Origin of the sequence: Streptomyces sp. AB3(2024) (genome assembly GCF_041862025.1) — a bacterium.
In the GTDB taxonomy this organism is placed as follows: domain Bacteria; phylum Actinomycetota; class Actinomycetes; order Streptomycetales; family Streptomycetaceae; genus Streptomyces.
Genome location: NZ_JBGWAB010000166.1, coordinates 1 through 15501, shown reverse-complemented (window position 1 = coordinate 15501; position 15501 = coordinate 1). Strand labels below are relative to the sequence as shown.

The following is a 15501-nucleotide window of genomic DNA, read 5'->3' as shown; positions in this document are numbered from 1 at the left end:
AACAAATAACAACTATTTTAGTTTATTTAAGAGTTTTGATTTGCCTATGTGGGGTGGCGGGGGGGGGGGGGGGGGGGGGGGGGGGGGGGGGGGGTTGGGGGGGGGGGGGGGTGGGGGCGTCGGGGTGGGCGTCGGGGTCGGCTTCGGCGGTGGCGGCGTCGGCGTGGGGGTGGGCGTCGGCTTCGGCGGGCAGGGCGGGGGAGGCGGCGGCGGGCAGTGGTGGCCGCCACCGTGCCCCCCGCCGTGCCCGCCGCCGTGTCCGTCGTGGTGATGTCCGCCACCCCGGCCGGCATCGTCCGCGCCGCCGCCGGCGGTCGCGAACGCCTCCAGGACGGTCCGGCCGTCCCCGGCGTCGATCGTCGCGTAAGCGCAGCTATCGGCCACGGCCGGTGAGGCGGACAGGGCCGCCCACAGCAGGACCGGAACCGCCAGCAGGCGCCTGGCACAGGCTCTGTTCACCCGGGGAGCATGCGGCCGCGCGCGCCCGCGCGCGCGGGGCACGGAACCGGTTCGCCTGAACGGGCGGAGTTGGCACCGTAGAGGTTTGAGCCAGCTCCGGAGCGCCTCGGACCGCCCTCCGGTCAAATCTCAAAAGGTATTTGTCGGTTTCTTCACCAGAGGTGTCCGGACCTGCACGTGCCTTTGGTGTGTGACCAAGAACGGACCGCCAATTTCCGCTTTTACTCGCTCCGTTGGCAAATGATCAGTACATTCGGCTCGGACAGGAGTCCGACCCCCGTCCCACCCCCCGGACGGACCGGCACGACGACGGCTTGGAGACCCCGATGGAACGCCCCGCCTGGGCCCCGCCAGGCATCGACATATCGGTGCCGAGCGTGTCCCGCATCTACGATTACTACCTGGGCGGCTCCCACAATTTCGAGGTCGACCGCCAGGCGGCCCGCCGGGCCATGGAATTCATGCCGGGGCTCCCCAAGATCATGCAGGCCAACCGGGCATTCATGCGCCGCGCCGTCCGCCACGCGGTCGCCGAGGGCATCACACAGTTCCTCGACATCGGCTCCGGCATCCCGACTTTCGGCAACGTCCACGAGGTCGCCCACGCCGCGAGCCCCGAGGCCCACGTGGTCTACGTCGACCACGACCCGGTGGCCGTGGCGCACAGCCAGGCCGTCCTGGCCGGTGACGAGCGCTCCGGCGTCGTCGCCGCCGACCTGCGCAAGCCGCAGGACATCCTGTCCGCTCCCGAAACCGCCCGGCTGCTGGACCTCGACCGGCCCGTCGCGCTGCTGCTGGTCGCCGTCCTGCACTTCCTGGAGGACACCGACGAGCCCTGCGCCGCCGTCGCGCAGCTGCGCGAAGCGCTGGCCCCCGGCAGCCTGCTGATCCTCACCCACGCCTCCTACGAGGGCATTCCGCTCACCGAGGAGGTCGCGTCCGGCACGGTCGGCGTCTACCGCGACATCCGCAACCCGCTGGTCATGCGGAACCACAACGCCATCAGCGGCTTCTTCGACGGCTTCGAACTGCTGGAGCCGGGCCTGGTGTCGATGCCCGACTGGCGTCCGGACCGCACCGGTCCGCTCGCGGAGGGCGAGGCTCCGGAGGACCCGTACGCCTTCTCGGGCTACGGCGGCGTGGGACGCAAGGCGTGAGACTCCCCGCTCCGACCCCGCCACCCGCCACCCCGAGTCCGTCCCGCGAGGCGGACACCGGCCGGGCGACGCCCCCGCAGGACCCGCCGGCACCCCTCGAAACGCCCGGCCCGCACTCGGGCCGGGCGCCGCTGCGCGAGCTGCGCAGCGGACTTGAGGACCGGATCGCGCGTTTCGCGACGATCTGGGGACGGGCCATCTTCCCCGTCACGGCCACATCGCTGACCCGGCCCGAGTTCGAACGGCACCTGGTCCCCCTCACCCGTACCCTCACCGAGGCCCTCCACGCCCGGCCCTTCGACGCCGGTGTCGCCCAGCGCGTCGGCGCCGAACTGGTCGCCGTGCACTGCACCGACCCCGAGGCGCTCGCCGGCACCCTGGGCGTGGTCGAGTCCTACCTGGTCCTCTACTGCGGGCCGGACGGCTCCGGGACCGAGGGGACCGAGGAGTACCGTTCCCGCTGTGCGCGGCTCCAGCACGGCATCGCGGCCGGTTTCGCCCGGGCCCTGCGCGAGCGGACCCTGCGGGAACAGGAGGCCATCGCCCGCTCCGCCCTGACGGCACGCATCGACGCACAGCAGGCCCTGCACGCGAGCGAGGAACGCTTCCGGGCGGTCTTCGAGGGCGCGGCCGTCGGGATCGGCATCGCCGACCTGCAGGGCAACGTGCTGGAGGTCAACGACACCCTGCTCCAGATGTTCGGCGGCCTCGAAGGCCACGTCCGGGGCCGCAACGTCAGCGAATGGGGACATCCCGACGACACCCCGCACGTCTGGCGGATGTACGGGGAGCTGGTGCGCGGGGAGCGCGAGCACTACCGGGTGGAGAAGCCCTACTACCGGCACGACGGGACCGTCCTGTGGACCAACCTGACGGTGTCGCTGCTGCGCGACGCCGACGGCGTCCCCCAGTACCAGCTGGCCCTGATGGAGGACACCACCGAGCGCCGCCTGCTCAACCTGCGCCTGCGCTACGAGGCCACCCACGACGCGCTCACCGGGCTGCCCAACCGCACGCTGTTCTTCGAACGGCTGGAGAAGGCCCTCGGCGGAGCGCCCACCAGTCGCTTCGGCCTGTGCTACCTCGACCTCGACGGGTTCAAGGCGGTCAACGACAGCCTCGGCCACTCGGCGGGCGACCGGCTGCTGGTGGAGGTGGCCGACCGGCTCCAGAGCTGCGCGACCGGACCGGGGGAGGTGGTCGCGCGCCTGGGCGGCGACGAGTTCGTCGCCCTGACCACCGGGCCCGCCGCCGACAGCGAGGAGAAGGTGACGGACCTGGCCGTGCGGATCCTCTCCGCGCTGTCCACCCCCATCCGGCTGGAGGGCCGGGAGCTCACGGTACGCGGCAGCATCGGCATCGTGGAGGGCCGGGCGGGTGAACGCACCGCGGCCGAGGTGCTGCGCAGCGCCGACATCACCATGTACCGGGCCAAGGCGGCCGGGGGCAACCGCTTCGAGTTCGCCGACGCGGAGGCCGACGCCCGCGCCATCACCCGGCACGGACTGACCAACGCCCTGCCGGCCGCGCTGGAACGCGGCGAGTTCTTCATCGAGTACCAGCCGCTGGTGCACATGCACGACGGCAGCGTGCACGGCGCCGAGGCGCTGGTGCGCTGGTCGCACCCGCAGTACGGGGTCCTCGGCCCGGACCGCTTCATCCCGCTCGCGGAGCGGACCGGACTGATCGTGCCGCTCGGCCGCTGGGTCCTGGAGGAATCGGTCCGCCAGGCCCGCAACTGGCAGCGCCAGCACGGCGGGGCGACCCTGCGCGTCAACGTCAACCTCTCGCCGACCCAGCTTCACCACCCGGGCCTGGTCGCCGACACCGTGCGCGTGCTGGAGAGCTCCGGCCTGGCCCCGGGCTCCCTGTGCCTGGAGGTGACCGAATCGGCGCTGATCGGAGCCGACGACGAACTCCTGGAGCCCCTGCGCCGACTCGCCGCCCTCGGCGTGGACATCGCCCTCGACGATTTCGGCACCGGCTACTCGAACCTGGCCAACCTCCGCCGCCTCCCGGTCAGCGTCCTGAAGCTGGACCGCTCCTTCACCCAGGGGATGCAGCAGCAGCCGGCCAACCCCGTCGACGTCAAGATCGTGGAGGGCATCGTCGCCCTGGCTCACAGCCTCGAACTCGCGGTGACGGTCGAGGGGGTGGAGACCGGCGCCCAGGCGGCCCAGCTCCGCGCCCTCGGCTGCGACACCGCCCAGGGCTGGTACTACGCCCGCCCCGGATCCCCGGACCGCATCCACGCCCTCTCCCTCTCGGACGCCGTACCCACCTCTTCCTGACGCCTGCCCGGCCGTCTGCCCGGCCGCCCGGCGGGGCCGGAACCCGGAGCCGGGGTCCGGGCCGAAGCCCGGCGTCGCGGCGGCCGGGCCGGGTGGGGGAGGGCCGGGGCAGTCGGGCCGGGCCGGTGTCAGTCCAGGCCTGCCTCCGTTCCCCGGCCGGGCGTCCGGACGGCTGCCAGAACCCGCTCGTACCGCTGTGAGGTGTCGGCCAGGACCTCGGCGGCCACCGGCAAGCGCTCGGCCCCGTACCCGTCGAGCACCTCCTCACCGGCCTGTCCGGTGAGGGCCGCGATCAGCGTCCGGCCGAGGGCGGCCGCGTCCTGGATGCCGGTGTTCATGCCCAGCCCGCCGGCTATGGGGTGGACGTGCGCGGCGTCCCCGGCGAGAAAGGCCCGGCCCTCCCGCATCCGGGCGGCCATGCGGACGTTGACCCGCCAGGAGGAGAGCCACGTGGCGTCCGCGAGCCGGACCCCCGGCATCCGGGCGTGCCGGTCGAAGAGCCGCTGGAAGCTCTCCAGCGACGCCGGAAGCACTCCGCCCCGCCCGTCCTGCTCGGGTGCGGCCTGCAACTGGAAGGTGTCCGTCCCCGGCATCGGGCAGAGCAGTATCCCGCCGCCCTCCGAGGTGAACCACTGGTGCCAGAAATCCCTGCTGAGCCCGGGGGCCCGGACGTCCCCGACGACCATCGCGGGCTCCTCCTCCCCGCTGCCTTCGAAGGGGATGCCGAGGACTTTGCGGGTGGCGCTGCGCCCGCCGTCGCACCCGGCGAGATAGCGGGCCCCGATCCCTGTGCCGTCCGCCAGTTCCGCGCGGACCCCGGCCGCGTGCTGGGTGATCCCGGCGAGCCGGGACCCGTACTCGACCTGGACACCCAGGGCGGCGAGCCGGTCGCGCAGTGCCTCTTCGACCTGCCACTGCCCGATCAGCAGGCCGCCGCCGGGCATGGGAGTGTCGTTGACGTGCGCTCCGTCGAAGTACTTGCGCAGGACCACCTCGCTGCCTCCGACGGCCGTCATGGACTCGGCGGCGCCCAGCCCCTGGAGGACATCGAGGCTGCTCGGCCAGAGCCCCTTGCCGCGGGACTCGCGGTGCGGCGCGCCGCGCCCCTCGATGACGCGGACGGCAGCTCCGCTCAGGGCGAGTTCACAGGCCAGGGTCAGCCCCGTGGGGCCGGATCCCACGATCAGTACGTCGGTCATCGGATGTCCTCTCGTCGTCGATGACACAAGGAAAGCGCCCCCGGGGAGAAAAAGCAACCCGGTAATGAAATTAACTCGGTCACAATTCCGTGGTACGGTGGACGCATGGACAACACGACGGGTCTGCGCGAGAGCAAGAAGCTGCGTACGCGTCGCCTGCTGGCGGCCACGGCGCTGGAACTCTTCCTGGAACGGGGCTTCGACGCCGTGTCCGTGGCCGATGTCGCGGCCGCGGCCGAGGTGTCCAAACCCACCCTGTTCCGGTACTTCCCGAGCAAGGAGGACCTGGTGCTCGACCGCTTCGCCGACCATCAGGACGAGGTGGCCCGCATCGTGCGCGACCGGGGCGCGGGCCTCACTCCGGTCGGGGCGGTGCGCGCGCACTTCCTGGCGGCCCTCGCCGAGCGCGATCCGATCACCGGCCTCTGTGACCACCCCGACGTGCTGGCCTTCCAGGGGCTGCTCTACTCCACCACGAGCCTGGAGGCCCGGATCGCCCATTACACGGCCCGCGAGGTGGAGCTGCTCGCCGCGGCCCTGGAAGCGGAGTCGGTGCCGCCGCTCGCCGCCCGGCTCGCCGCCACGCACCTGGTGGCGGCCCGTCACGAGCTCGGCCGGGAGAACTGGCGCCGCCTCGCGGCGGGCGCCACCGTCGACGAAGTCCATCCGGCGGCCGTGGCCGAGGCGGACCAGGCCTTCGGCATGCTGGCCGACGGCTTCGACCGGACCATGCTCCCGCCGAGACGTCCGAGCTGACGTCCGAGCCGGCGTTTGGGCTGATGGCGCGGCCGCGCAAGGATCAGCGGCCGGGGAGGGTGCGGGACGTGCCCGGCGCCGGCCGCTCAGCCGACGAGCATGCGCTTCAGTTCGCGCGCCGCGCGCGGAGGTGCCACGTCGGTACGGTGGGCCAGCGCGATCGTGCGGCGCAGCGGCGAGCCCGCGAGCCGTGTGGCGCGCAGGCCCGGACCAGCGGTGTCGACGACCATGGCCGGGACCACGGCGATGCCCAGACCCGCCCGCACGAAGCCCAGTACCGCGTCCATCTCGCCGCCCTCCACCGTGAACACCGGCTCGAAGCCCGCCGCCCGGCATGCCGCCACCGTCAGGTCTCGCAGGTCGTAGCCGTGGCGGAACATCACCATCGGCTCGTCCCGCAGGTCCGAGATGGCCGGTTCCCGCCCGCCCGCCGGCGGCGGGAGATCGGCCGACGAGACCACCACCAGGTCCTCCGTCAGCAGCTCCACCGTCGTCAGCGCGGGCGCCGAGGGCGGCAGCGGCAGCGCGATCAGGGCCAGGTCCAGCACCCCCCGCGCCAGTTCGCGTACGAGGTCCAGCGAACCGCTCTCCTCGATCAGCAGCTCGATCCCCGGGTGCGCCGTGTGGAAGGCTCGCAGCACCGCCGGCAGCAGGCCCGTGCAGACGCTCGGCGTCGCGCCCAGCCGGACCCGGCCGCGCCGCAGCTGCGCCAGCTCCTGCACCTCCAGCCGCGCCGTGTCCGCGTCGGCCAGGATCCGCCGCGCCAGCGGCAGCAGTGCCTCGCCCGCGTCGGTGAGTGCGATGTTCCCCCGGGCGCGGCTGAAGAGTTCGGCGCCCAGCTCCCGTTCGAGCGCCTTGATCTGCTGCGACAGCGACGGCTGCGCCACGTGCTCACGCTCGGCGGCGCGGGTGAAGTGCCGGGTCTCGGCGACGGCCACGAAGTAGACGAGCTGCTGGAACTGCATACCACCAGGCTAGCGCCCACGATAGGTATTGACTATCGCGATCAGCTCCACCATGTCTTGGACCTTTCGGGACCTTGGTCCTTACGGTCGATGGCATGGCTCTGGCAACGCGGACGGATCGACGGCCGTCCACCACGCGCACCATCTGGGACTCCACCGTCGGCAAGAAGTCCGTGATGGCCGTATCCGGCCTGATCATGCTCGGCTATCTCGTCGTGCACATGCTCGGCAACCTCAAGATCTTCTTCGGGGCGAACGAGTTCAACGGCTACGCCCACTGGCTGCGCACCCTCGGCTCACCGTTCCTGCACCACGAGTGGGCCCTGTGGATCGTGCGCGTGGTCCTGGTCGCCGCCGTCGTCGCGCACGCCGTGTGCGCCTACCAGCTCAGCCGGCGTGACATCAAGGCACGCCCGGTGAAGTACGCCCACAAGCGCCGACGAGCGAGCTACGCCACCCGCACGATGCGCTGGGGCGGGATCGTCCTCGCCCTCTTCATCGTCTGGCACCTCCTCGACCTCACCACGCTCACCGTCAACGAGCGCGCCTGGGCCGGCCACCCCTACGAGAACGTCCTCGCCACCTTCTCGACCTGGTACGGGAACACCATCTACATCGTGGCGATGGCGGCCCTCGGCCTCCACGTCCGCCACGGCTTCTGGAGCGCCGCGCAGACCCTCGGCGCGGGCAGCGCCCGGCGCGAGCGGACGCTGAAGTTCCTGGCCAACGCCCTGGCCCTCGTCCTCTTCGCGGGCTTCGTGTCCGTCCCCGTCGCCGTCATGACCGGAATGGTGAGCTGACCGTGAACACCGATCACTCCGATCGCACCCATCACTCCGACCACACCCATCACTCCGACCACACCGATCACTTCGACCAGTCCGATCACGCGGCCCACACCGCCTACGCCGACTACACGACCGGCGACCCGATCGCCGACACCAAGGCCCCCGAGGGCCCGATCGCAGAACGCTGGGACCGCCGCCGCTTCGAGGCCAAGCTCGTCAACCCCGCCAACCGCCGCAAGCACCGTGTCATCGTCGTCGGCACCGGCCTGGCGGGCGGCGCGGCCGGCGCCACCCTCGCGGAGCAGGGCTACCACGTCGTCCAGTTCTGCTTCTCGGACTCCCCGCGCCGCGCGCACTCCATCGCCGCGCAGGGCGGCATCAACGCCGCGAAGAACTACCGCAACGACGGGGACTCCGTCCACCGCCTCTTCTACGACACCGTCAAGGGCGGGGACTTCCGCGCCCGCGAGTCCAACGTCCACCGCCTCGCCCAGATCTCCGTCGAGATCATCGACCAGTGCGTGGCCCAGGGCGTTCCCTTCGCCCGCGAGTACGGTGGCCTCCTCGACACCCGCTCCTTCGGCGGCGTCCAGGTCTCCCGCACCTTCTACGCCCGCGGCCAGACCGGTCAGCAGCTGCTGCTCGGCGCCTACCAGGCGCTGTCGCGGCAGATCGCCGCCGGGAACGTCGAGATGCACGCCCGCACCGAGATGCTCGACCTGATCACCGTCGACGGAGTCGCCCGCGGCATCGTCGTCCGCGACCTGGTCACCGGAAGGATCTCCACCCACTACGCCGACGCCGTGGTGCTGGCCAGCGGCGGGTACGGCAACGTCTTCTACCTCTCCACCAACGCCATGAACTCCAACGCGACCGCCGTCTGGCGGGCGCACCGGCGCGGGGCGTACTTCGCCAACCCCTGCTTCACCCAGATCCACCCCACCTGCATCCCGCGCACCGGCGACCACCAGTCCAAGCTCACCCTGATGAGCGAGTCCCTGCGCAACGACGGCCGCATCTGGGTCCCCCGGGCCAAGGGCGACACCCGCCCCGCCGCCGAGATCCCCGAAGCGGAGCGCGACTACTACCTGGAGCGGATCTACCCCTCCTTCGGCAACCTCGTGCCCCGCGACATCGCCTCCCGCGCCGCGAAGAACGTCTGCGACGAGGGCCGCGGCGTCGGCCCCGGCGGGCAGGGCGTCTACCTCGACTTCGCCGACGCCATCCGCCGCATGGGCCGCGACAAGGTCGCCGAGAAGTACGGCAACCTCTTCGACATGTACGAGCGGATCACCGCCGAGAACCCGTACGAGATCCCGATGCGGATCTACCCCGCCGTGCACTACACGATGGGCGGCCTGTGGGTCGACTACGACCTCCAGACGACCGTCCCCGGCCTGTTCGCGATCGGCGAGGCCAACTTCTCCGACCACGGGGCCAACCGCCTCGGCGCCTCCGCCCTCATGCAGGGCCTCGGAGACGGCTATTTCGTGCTCCCCTCGACCATCAACGACTACCTCGCCCGCCACCCGCACCACGAGGAGGTCGACGACAGCCACCCCGAGGCCGCGGCCGCCGTCCGCGAGACCCGCGACTGCCTCGCCAAGCTGCTCGCCGTCGACGGGGACCGCACGCCCGACTCCTTCCACCGCGAGATCGGCGAACTCATGTGGGAGTACTGCGGGATGGCCCGCACCGAGGAGGGCCTGCGCAAGGCCCTGAACCGCATTCCGGAGATCCGCGAGGAGTTCTGGCGGCGCATCAAGGTCCCCGGCAGCGGCGAGGAGTTCAACCAGTCGCTGGAGAAGGCCAACCGCATCGTCGACTACCTCGAACTCGCCGAGCTGATGTGCCTCGACGCCCTCCACCGCGCCGAGTCCTGCGGCGGCCACTTCCGCGAGGAGTCCCAGACCCCGGACGGCGAAGCGGCCCGCCGCGACGAGGAGTTCGGCTACGCCGCCGCCTGGGAGTACCGCGGCACCGCGGCCGCACCCGTCCTGCACAAGGAAGACCTCGTCTTCGAGTACGTCCACCCCACCCAGCGGAGCTACGCATGAAGCTCACCCTGCGCGTCTGGCGCCAGCGGAACACCGACGCCCCCGGCGCCATGGCCTCCTACGAGGTCGACGGCATCTCGAAGGACATGTCCTTCCTGGAGATGCTCGACACCCTGAACGAGGACCTCATCCTGCGCGGCGAGGACCCGGTGGCCTTCGACCACGACTGCCGCGAGGGCATCTGCGGCGCGTGCAGCCTCGTCATCAACGGCGACGCCCACGGACCCGAGCGCACCACCACCTGCCAGCTGCACATGCGTTCCTTCGCCGACGGGGACACCATCGACGTCGAACCGTGGCGGGCCTCGGCCTTCCCCGTGGTCAAGGACCTCGTCGTGGACCGCAGCGCCTTCGACCGGATCATCCAGGCCGGCGGCTACATCACGGCGCCGACCGGATCCGCCCCCGAGGCGCACGCCACCGCCGTGCCCAAGCCCGATGCCGACTCCGCCTTCGAGCACGCCGAGTGCATCGGCTGCGGCGCCTGCGTGGCGGCCTGCCCCAACGGCTCCGCGATGCTGTTCACCTCCGCCAAGATCAACCACCTCAACGTGCTCCCGCAGGGTTCCCCCGAGCGCGAGACGCGGGTGCTGGACATGGTGGGCCGGATGGACGACGAGGGCTTCGGCGGCTGCACCCTGACCGGCGAATGCGCCACGGCCTGCCCCAAGGGCATCCCGCTGCCGTCGATCGCCGCGATGAACAGGGAATGGCTCCGCGCGGTCCGCAAGGGCTGAGCCCAGGCGGCCCGCACCCGTCGGCCAGGCGGCCCGCACCCGTCGGCCAGGCGGCCCGCACCCGTCGGCCAGGCGGCCCGCACCCGTCGGCCAGGCGGCCCGCACCCGTGGGCCGACGGCCGCACCCGTGGGCCGGGGGCCGCCCTCACCCGGTGGGCCCCGCGGTCCGGGCCGGCCCCGCCGGAGCGCCGTTCCGCCACCGGTGGGCCCGTCGTCCGTTCGGGCGGTGGGCCGATCGGCCGATCCGATCGGCCGACCGGGCGCTCGTACGGGCCCCGCGCCGCGCCGCGCCCCGGCCGCGCCCGGGGCGTGCGGTTCAGTGGACCCCATGCCACAAGCCCCCGCCGGGTCCGGACCGCGCCGACGCAGCGTGCTGGCCGCCGCGGCACTCGCCCCCCTGGCGACGGCCGGATGCGCCGACGAAGATGCCTCACGCAGTCCGGCGCCCGGCCCCCAGCCGCCCCCCAAGGACGCCCTCGTCATGGTGATGCGGCACGCGGAGAAGCCCTACGCCGGGGACACCGGCGAGGACGACGACGGCGTCGAGCACCCCGGCCACCTCGCCGGCCGGGGCGTGCGCCGCGCCGAAGAGCTGCACCTGCTGTTCGCGCCGACCGCCGGCGCCCGCCTGCCCCGGCCCGCCGTGCTCTTCGCGACCGGCGGGCCGGCGAACGCCCCCGCCCGGTGCAGACAGACCCTGGAGCCCCTGGCCACCGCCCTGCGGATGCCCGTACGAGGTGAATTCGCCCTCGGCGCCGAAACGGACCTGGCCCGCGAGGTCCTGGCCGCCCGGATGCCCGTCCTCGTCTGCTGGGAGCACACCGGCATCCCCCGGCTGCTCCACGCCCTCGGAGCGGACCGGGTCCGCGGCCTCCCCGCGGCCTGGCCCGACCGCTACGACCTCGTCTGGGTCCTCACCCGCACCCGGGGCCACTGGGCCTTCCGCGAACTCCCGCAGCACCTGCTGCCGGGCGACGCGTAGGACACCCGGCCTACGCCGGTTCCAGCGCGCGGGCCAGGTAGCCGGCCGTACGGCCCTCGCCCCGGGCGGCGACCTCCGCGGGCGGGCCGCAGGCCGTGACCCGGCCGCCCTCCGCGCCGCCGCCCGGACCCAGGTCGACGACCCAGTCCGCGCCCGCCACCACCTCCATGTCGTGCTCCACGACCACCACCGAGTGCCCCGCGTCCACCAGCCCGTGCAACTGCCCCAGCAGCACCCGCACGTCGGCCGGGTGCAGACCCGTCGTCGGCTCGTCCAGCAGGTACAGGGTGTGGTCGCGGCGCAGCCGCTGCAGCTCCGTCGCCAGCTTGATCCGCTGCGCCTCGCCGCCCGAGAGCTCCGTCGCCGGCTGCCCCAGCCGCAGGTAGCCCAGACCGATGTCCGCCAGCGCCCGCAGGCTGCGCGCCGCCGCCGGGACGTCCGCGAAGAAGACGGCCGCCGCCTCCACGGTCAGCCCCAGGACCTGCGCGATGTCCAGACCGGCGTACCGGACCTCCAGCGTCTCGGCGTTGTACCGGGCGCCCGCGCAGACCGGGCAGGGGGCGTACGTACTGGGCAGGAAGAGCAGCTCGACGGAGACGAAGCCCTCGCCCTGGCAGGTCTCGCAGCGTCCGCCCGGCACGTTGAAGGAGAACCGGCCCGCCTTCCAGCCGCGCGCCTTCGACTCCGGCAGCGCGGTGAACAGCCTGCGCACCACGTCGAACAGACCCGTGTACGTGGCCAGGTTGGAGCGGGGCGTCCGGCCGATCGGCTTCTGGTCCACCTCCACCAGCCGCCGCACCGGGAAGTCCGCCTCCGCCAGCCGCCCGTCGACCTCCCGCGCGAGCACCTGACCCACCAGCGTGGACTTGCCCGAACCCGACACCCCGGTCACCGCCGTGAACACCCCGAGCGGGAAGTCCACCGTCAGATCGCGCAGGTTGTGCCGGTCGGCGCCGGTGACCCGGACCGTCCCGGTGGCCGTACGCACCGGCCGGGCGGCTCCCGCCGCCTCCGGCCGCGGGAAGAGGTGGCGGGCCGTCGCCGACTCCGCCACCCCCGCGAGCCCCTCCGGCGGCCCGCTGTACAGCACCCGGCCCCCGTGCTCCCCGGCCAGCGGACCGACGTCCACCAGCCAGTCCGCGTGCCGCACCACGTCCAGGTGGTGCTCCACCACGAAGACGGTGTTCCCGGCCGACTTGAGCCGGTCCAGTACGCCGAGCAGCGCCTCGGTGTCGGCCGGGTGCAGCCCCGCCGACGGCTCGTCGAGGACGTACACCACCCCGAACAGCCCCGACCGCAGCTGCGTGGCCAGCCGCAGCCGCTGGAGCTCGCCCGCGGACAGGGTCGGCGCGGTCCGGTCCAGGCTCAGGTAGCCGAGCCCGAGTTCCACGACGGGCGCGATCCGCCCGCGCAGGTCCTCGGCCAGCACCCGGGCCGCCTCCCCCTCGGTCCGGGCCGACGCCAGTACGCCGTCCAGCTCGCTCAGCGCGAGCCCCGCGAGCTCCGCGATCGTGCGGTCCGCGAAGGTCACCGCCAGGGCCTCCGGCCGCAGCCTGCGCCCCTCGCACACCGGGCACGGCGCGTCCGTGAGGAACTTCTCGGCCCGCGCCCGCAGGGTCGCGCTCTTGGTGTCCGAGAAGGTCCGCATCACGTAGCGGTGGGCGCTCATGTAGGTGCCCTGGTAGGGGCGTTGGATCCGGTCGGCGTCCCGCACCGGGTGCACGGTGACCACCGGCTGCTCCTCGGTGAACAGGATCCACTCGCGTTCCGCCGCCGGCAGCTCCCGCCACGGCCGGTCCACGTCGTGGCCGAGCACATCCAGGACGTCGCGCAGGTTCTTGCCCTGCCAGGCGCCCGGCCAGGCGGCGATGGCTCCCTGACGGATCGACAACGTCGGATCCGGTACGAGGAGTTCCTCGCTGGTGCGGTGGATCCGCCCGAGCCCGTGGCAGGAAGAGCAGGCGCCGGAGGCCGTGTTGGGGGAGAAGGCGTCCGACTCCAGGCGCGGCGCACCCGGGGGGTACGTACCGGCCCGGGAGTACAGCATCCGCAGGGAGTTGGAGAGCAGGGTCACCGTGCCCACCGAGGAGCGCGAGCCGGGGGAGGAGCGGCGCTGCTCCAGGGAGACGGCGGGCGGCAGCCCCGTGACCGCGTCCACCTTCGGGGCGCCGATCTGGTGGATGAGGCGCCGGGCGTAGGGGGCCACGGACTCGAAGTACCGCCGCTGCGCCTCGGCGTAGAGGGTGCCGAAGGCCAGGGAGCTCTTCCCGGAGCCGGAGACCCCGGTGAAGACGGTCAGGGTGTCGCGGGGGATGTCCACGTCGACCCCGCGCAGGTTGTGCTCCCGGGCACCCCGCACCCGAACGCAGGGATCGACGGCGTCGCGGCCGGGACCGGGACCGGGGACGGCGGGACCGGGGGTATCGGGGGAGTGGCGCATTCGCCCCAGTTTAGGGCCCTACGACAGCCCGGCGATCCGCGCCAGCCTGGCGAAGCCGTCCAGCAGGGCCGTCCGGTCGTACGTGGAGGTGGTCACGAGCAGCTCGTCCGCCCCGGTGCTCTCCGCGATCCGGGCGAGTTCCGCCGCGACCTGCTCCCCGGTGCCCGCGACGTGCCCGGCGAGGGCGCCCTCGTACAGCTCCCGCTCCTTGGGGGTCATCTCCATCGCCTCGATCGCGGCGGCCGGGCGCAGGGGCGGGAAGACGCCCCGGGTGCGGGAGTGGGCCAGCGACCAGGCCTCCGGGACCAGGATCCGCCGGGCCTCCTCCTCGGTGGCGGCGACCGCGACGGTCCCCGACACCACGACGTAGGGAGTGGAGCACCGGGCGGAGGGCCGGAACTCCGCGCGGTAGCGCCGGACCGCCTCCGTGACCCGGGCGCGGGCGCGCAGGTCGCCCACCACCAGCGGCAGTCCGGCGCGGGCCGCGATCCCCGCGCCCTCGCCGGTGGCCAGTACGTACGCCGGTACCCGCAGCCCCTCGGCGGGGCGGGCGTGCACCTCGGGGTGGGTCCGCTGGGTGCCGTCGATCCAGCCGAGCAGCTCCGTCAGCTGCTCCTCGAAGCGGTCGGCGTCCCCGGTGTCCCGGCCCAGGGCGCGGCGGATCCCTCCCGTGAAGCCGACCGAGCGGCCCAGGCCCATGTCGATCCGGCCGGGGAACAGCGCCTCCAGGACCCCGAACTGCTCGGCGACCACCAGGGGCTGGTGGTTGGGCAGCATGACCCCGCCGGTGCCGACCCGGATCCGCCGGGTCGCGGCGGCCACGGCGGCGGCCAGGACGGTGGGGGCGGAGCCCGCGACCCCGGGCACGCTGTGGTGCTCCGACACCCAGAAGCGGTGGTAGCCGAGTTCCTCCGCCGCGCGGGCCAGTTCCACGGTCTCGCGCAGCGCCTCGGGGGCGGGGTGCCCTTCGCGGGTGCGGGAGCGGTCCAGGATCGAGATTCTTGTGATCACGCCGGTCTCAACGCGTGGCGCCGGCGGGGATTCCCGGCGCGGGACGGCCGGCGCCCCGTACGGGACCCGCCCCGCCCGCCGGCCACCCGCCCGCCCGGTCCGGTGTCGGTGGCGGCGCCTACCCTGCGGTCATGACAGAGACCGCATCCCGCCGCCCGCTGGCCGTGTTCGACATCGACAACACCCTGGCCGACACCGGCCACCGCCAGCACTTCCTGGAGGGTCGGCCCCGTGACTGGGAGGGCTTCTTCGCAGCGGCCCCGGCCGATCCCCCGCTGGCGCGCGGCGTCGCGCTCGCGGTGGAGAGCGCGGCCGACTGCGAGGTCGTGTACCTGACCGGCCGCCCGGAGCGGTGCCGGGCGGACACCGAGGACTGGCTGGTCCGGCACGGCCTGCCCGAGGGCCGGATGTGGATGCGCGGCAACCAGGACCGGCGGCCGGCCCGGCTGACCAAGCTGGAGGTGCTCAAGCGGCTCGGCCGGGGCAGTGAGGTGCGCATGCTCGTGGACGACGACGAACTCGTCTGCCAGGCCGCCCGCGCGGCCGGCTGTGGATGCGCGGCAACCAGGACCGGCGGCCGGCCCGGCTGACCAAGCTGGAGGTGCTCAAGCGGCTCGGCCGGGGCAGTGAGGTGCGCATGCTCGTGGACGACGACGAAC

General features: G+C 73.1%; 13 protein-coding genes. 9 read left to right on the top strand and 4 right to left on the bottom strand.

What is annotated here, in order from left to right; genetic code table 11:
• The first annotated feature begins 216 nt into the window (after positions 1-216).
• The 3 genes from ACEPPI_RS36560 to ACEPPI_RS36550 all read left to right on the top strand — a co-directional run bounded on the left by ACEPPI_RS36560 (position 217) and on the right by ACEPPI_RS36550 (position 3907).
• On the top strand, positions 217-393 hold the full coding sequence (locus tag ACEPPI_RS36560; RefSeq protein ID WP_373919575.1) for a hypothetical protein: 177 nt from the start codon (positions 217-219) through the stop codon (positions 391-393).
• A gap of 392 nt (positions 394-785) precedes the next feature.
• Complete coding sequence (locus ACEPPI_RS36555; protein WP_373919574.1) at positions 786-1616, top strand: SAM-dependent methyltransferase; 831 nt, start codon at positions 786-788, stop codon at positions 1614-1616.
• Positions 1617-1747: 131 nt separating this feature from the next.
• Positions 1748-3907: a putative bifunctional diguanylate cyclase/phosphodiesterase gene (locus ACEPPI_RS36550; RefSeq protein ID WP_373919577.1), complete on the top strand. Its 2160-nt coding sequence runs from the start codon at positions 1748-1750 to the stop codon at positions 3905-3907.
• 128 nt (positions 3908-4035) lie between these two features.
• Here the strand turns inward: ACEPPI_RS36550 and ACEPPI_RS36545 are convergent, their stop codons facing one another.
• Positions 4036-5106: an FAD-dependent monooxygenase gene (locus ACEPPI_RS36545; RefSeq protein WP_373919573.1), complete on the bottom strand. Its 1071-nt coding sequence runs from the start codon at positions 5104-5106 to the stop codon at positions 4036-4038.
• 105 nt (positions 5107-5211) lie between these two features.
• On the opposite strand from ACEPPI_RS36545, the gene ACEPPI_RS36540 reads away from it, so the two are divergent.
• The gene (locus ACEPPI_RS36540; protein ID WP_373919572.1) at positions 5212-5862 is read left to right on the top strand and encodes a TetR/AcrR family transcriptional regulator; all 651 of its coding nucleotides are present in this window, start codon (positions 5212-5214) and stop codon (positions 5860-5862) included.
• A gap of 86 nt (positions 5863-5948) precedes the next feature.
• Here ACEPPI_RS36540 and ACEPPI_RS36535 read toward each other — a convergent pair whose 3' ends face one another.
• Positions 5949-6827: a LysR family transcriptional regulator gene (locus ACEPPI_RS36535; RefSeq protein WP_373919571.1), complete on the bottom strand. Its 879-nt coding sequence runs from the start codon at positions 6825-6827 to the stop codon at positions 5949-5951.
• A gap of 95 nt (positions 6828-6922) precedes the next feature.
• Here ACEPPI_RS36535 and ACEPPI_RS36530 point away from each other — a divergent pair, with 95 nt between their 5' ends.
• From ACEPPI_RS36530 to ACEPPI_RS36515, 4 genes are all read left to right on the top strand, one after another.
• The gene (locus ACEPPI_RS36530) at positions 6923-7627 is read left to right on the top strand and encodes a succinate dehydrogenase (RefSeq protein ID WP_373919570.1); all 705 of its coding nucleotides are present in this window, start codon (positions 6923-6925) and stop codon (positions 7625-7627) included.
• Between the two features lie 131 nt (positions 7628-7758).
• Complete coding sequence (locus tag ACEPPI_RS36525) at positions 7759-9672, top strand: fumarate reductase/succinate dehydrogenase flavoprotein subunit (RefSeq protein WP_373919576.1); 1914 nt, start codon at positions 7759-7761, stop codon at positions 9670-9672.
• Positions 9669-10409, top strand: coding sequence for a succinate dehydrogenase/fumarate reductase iron-sulfur subunit (locus ACEPPI_RS36520; RefSeq protein ID WP_373919569.1), 741 nt, complete (start codon positions 9669-9671; stop codon positions 10407-10409). Before ACEPPI_RS36525 ends, ACEPPI_RS36520 begins: the two co-directional genes overlap by 4 nt.
• 328 nt (positions 10410-10737) lie before the next feature.
• Positions 10738-11391: a hypothetical protein gene (locus tag ACEPPI_RS36515; protein WP_373919568.1), complete on the top strand. Its 654-nt coding sequence runs from the start codon at positions 10738-10740 to the stop codon at positions 11389-11391.
• Between the two features lie 10 nt (positions 11392-11401).
• Here the strand turns inward: ACEPPI_RS36515 and ACEPPI_RS36510 are convergent, their stop codons facing one another.
• Entirely contained in the window at positions 11402-13831 is a 2430-nt protein-coding gene (locus tag ACEPPI_RS36510) for an ABC transporter (protein ID WP_373919566.1), read from the bottom strand.
• 18 nt (positions 13832-13849) lie between these two features.
• The gene (locus ACEPPI_RS36505; protein ID WP_373919565.1) at positions 13850-14842 is read right to left on the bottom strand and encodes an LLM class flavin-dependent oxidoreductase; all 993 of its coding nucleotides are present in this window, start codon (positions 14840-14842) and stop codon (positions 13850-13852) included.
• 131 nt (positions 14843-14973) lie between these two features.
• Between ACEPPI_RS36505 and ACEPPI_RS36500 the strand changes: the two genes are divergently transcribed.
• A complete protein-coding gene (locus ACEPPI_RS36500) occupies positions 14974-15432 on the top strand; it encodes a hypothetical protein (protein WP_373919564.1) in 459 nt (152 codons plus the stop codon).
• Positions 15433-15501 lie beyond the last annotated feature (69 nt).

Bases quoted from the DNA above. Each gene is read 5' to 3' on its own strand.
- ACEPPI_RS36545 (WP_373919573.1), bottom strand. From the start codon at position 5,106: ATGACCGACGTACTGATCGTGGGATCCGGCCCCACGGGGCTGACCCTG.
- ACEPPI_RS36540 (WP_373919572.1), top strand. From the start codon at position 5,212: ATGGACAACACGACGGGTCTGCGCGAGAGCAAGAAGCTGCGTACGCGT.
- ACEPPI_RS36530 (WP_373919570.1), top strand. From the start codon at position 6,923: ATGGCTCTGGCAACGCGGACGGATCGACGGCCGTCCACCACGCGCACC.
- ACEPPI_RS36515 (WP_373919568.1), top strand. From the start codon at position 10,738: ATGCCACAAGCCCCCGCCGGGTCCGGACCGCGCCGACGCAGCGTGCTG.
- ACEPPI_RS36510 (WP_373919566.1), bottom strand. From the start codon at position 13,831: ATGCGCCACTCCCCCGATACCCCCGGTCCCGCCGTCCCCGGTCCCGGT.
- ACEPPI_RS36535 (WP_373919571.1), bottom strand. From the start codon at position 6,827: ATGCAGTTCCAGCAGCTCGTCTACTTCGTGGCCGTCGCCGAGACCCGG.
- ACEPPI_RS36500 (WP_373919564.1), top strand. From the start codon at position 14,974: ATGACAGAGACCGCATCCCGCCGCCCGCTGGCCGTGTTCGACATCGAC.
- ACEPPI_RS36555 (WP_373919574.1), top strand. From the start codon at position 786: ATGGAACGCCCCGCCTGGGCCCCGCCAGGCATCGACATATCGGTGCCG.
- ACEPPI_RS36520 (WP_373919569.1), top strand. From the start codon at position 9,669: ATGAAGCTCACCCTGCGCGTCTGGCGCCAGCGGAACACCGACGCCCCC.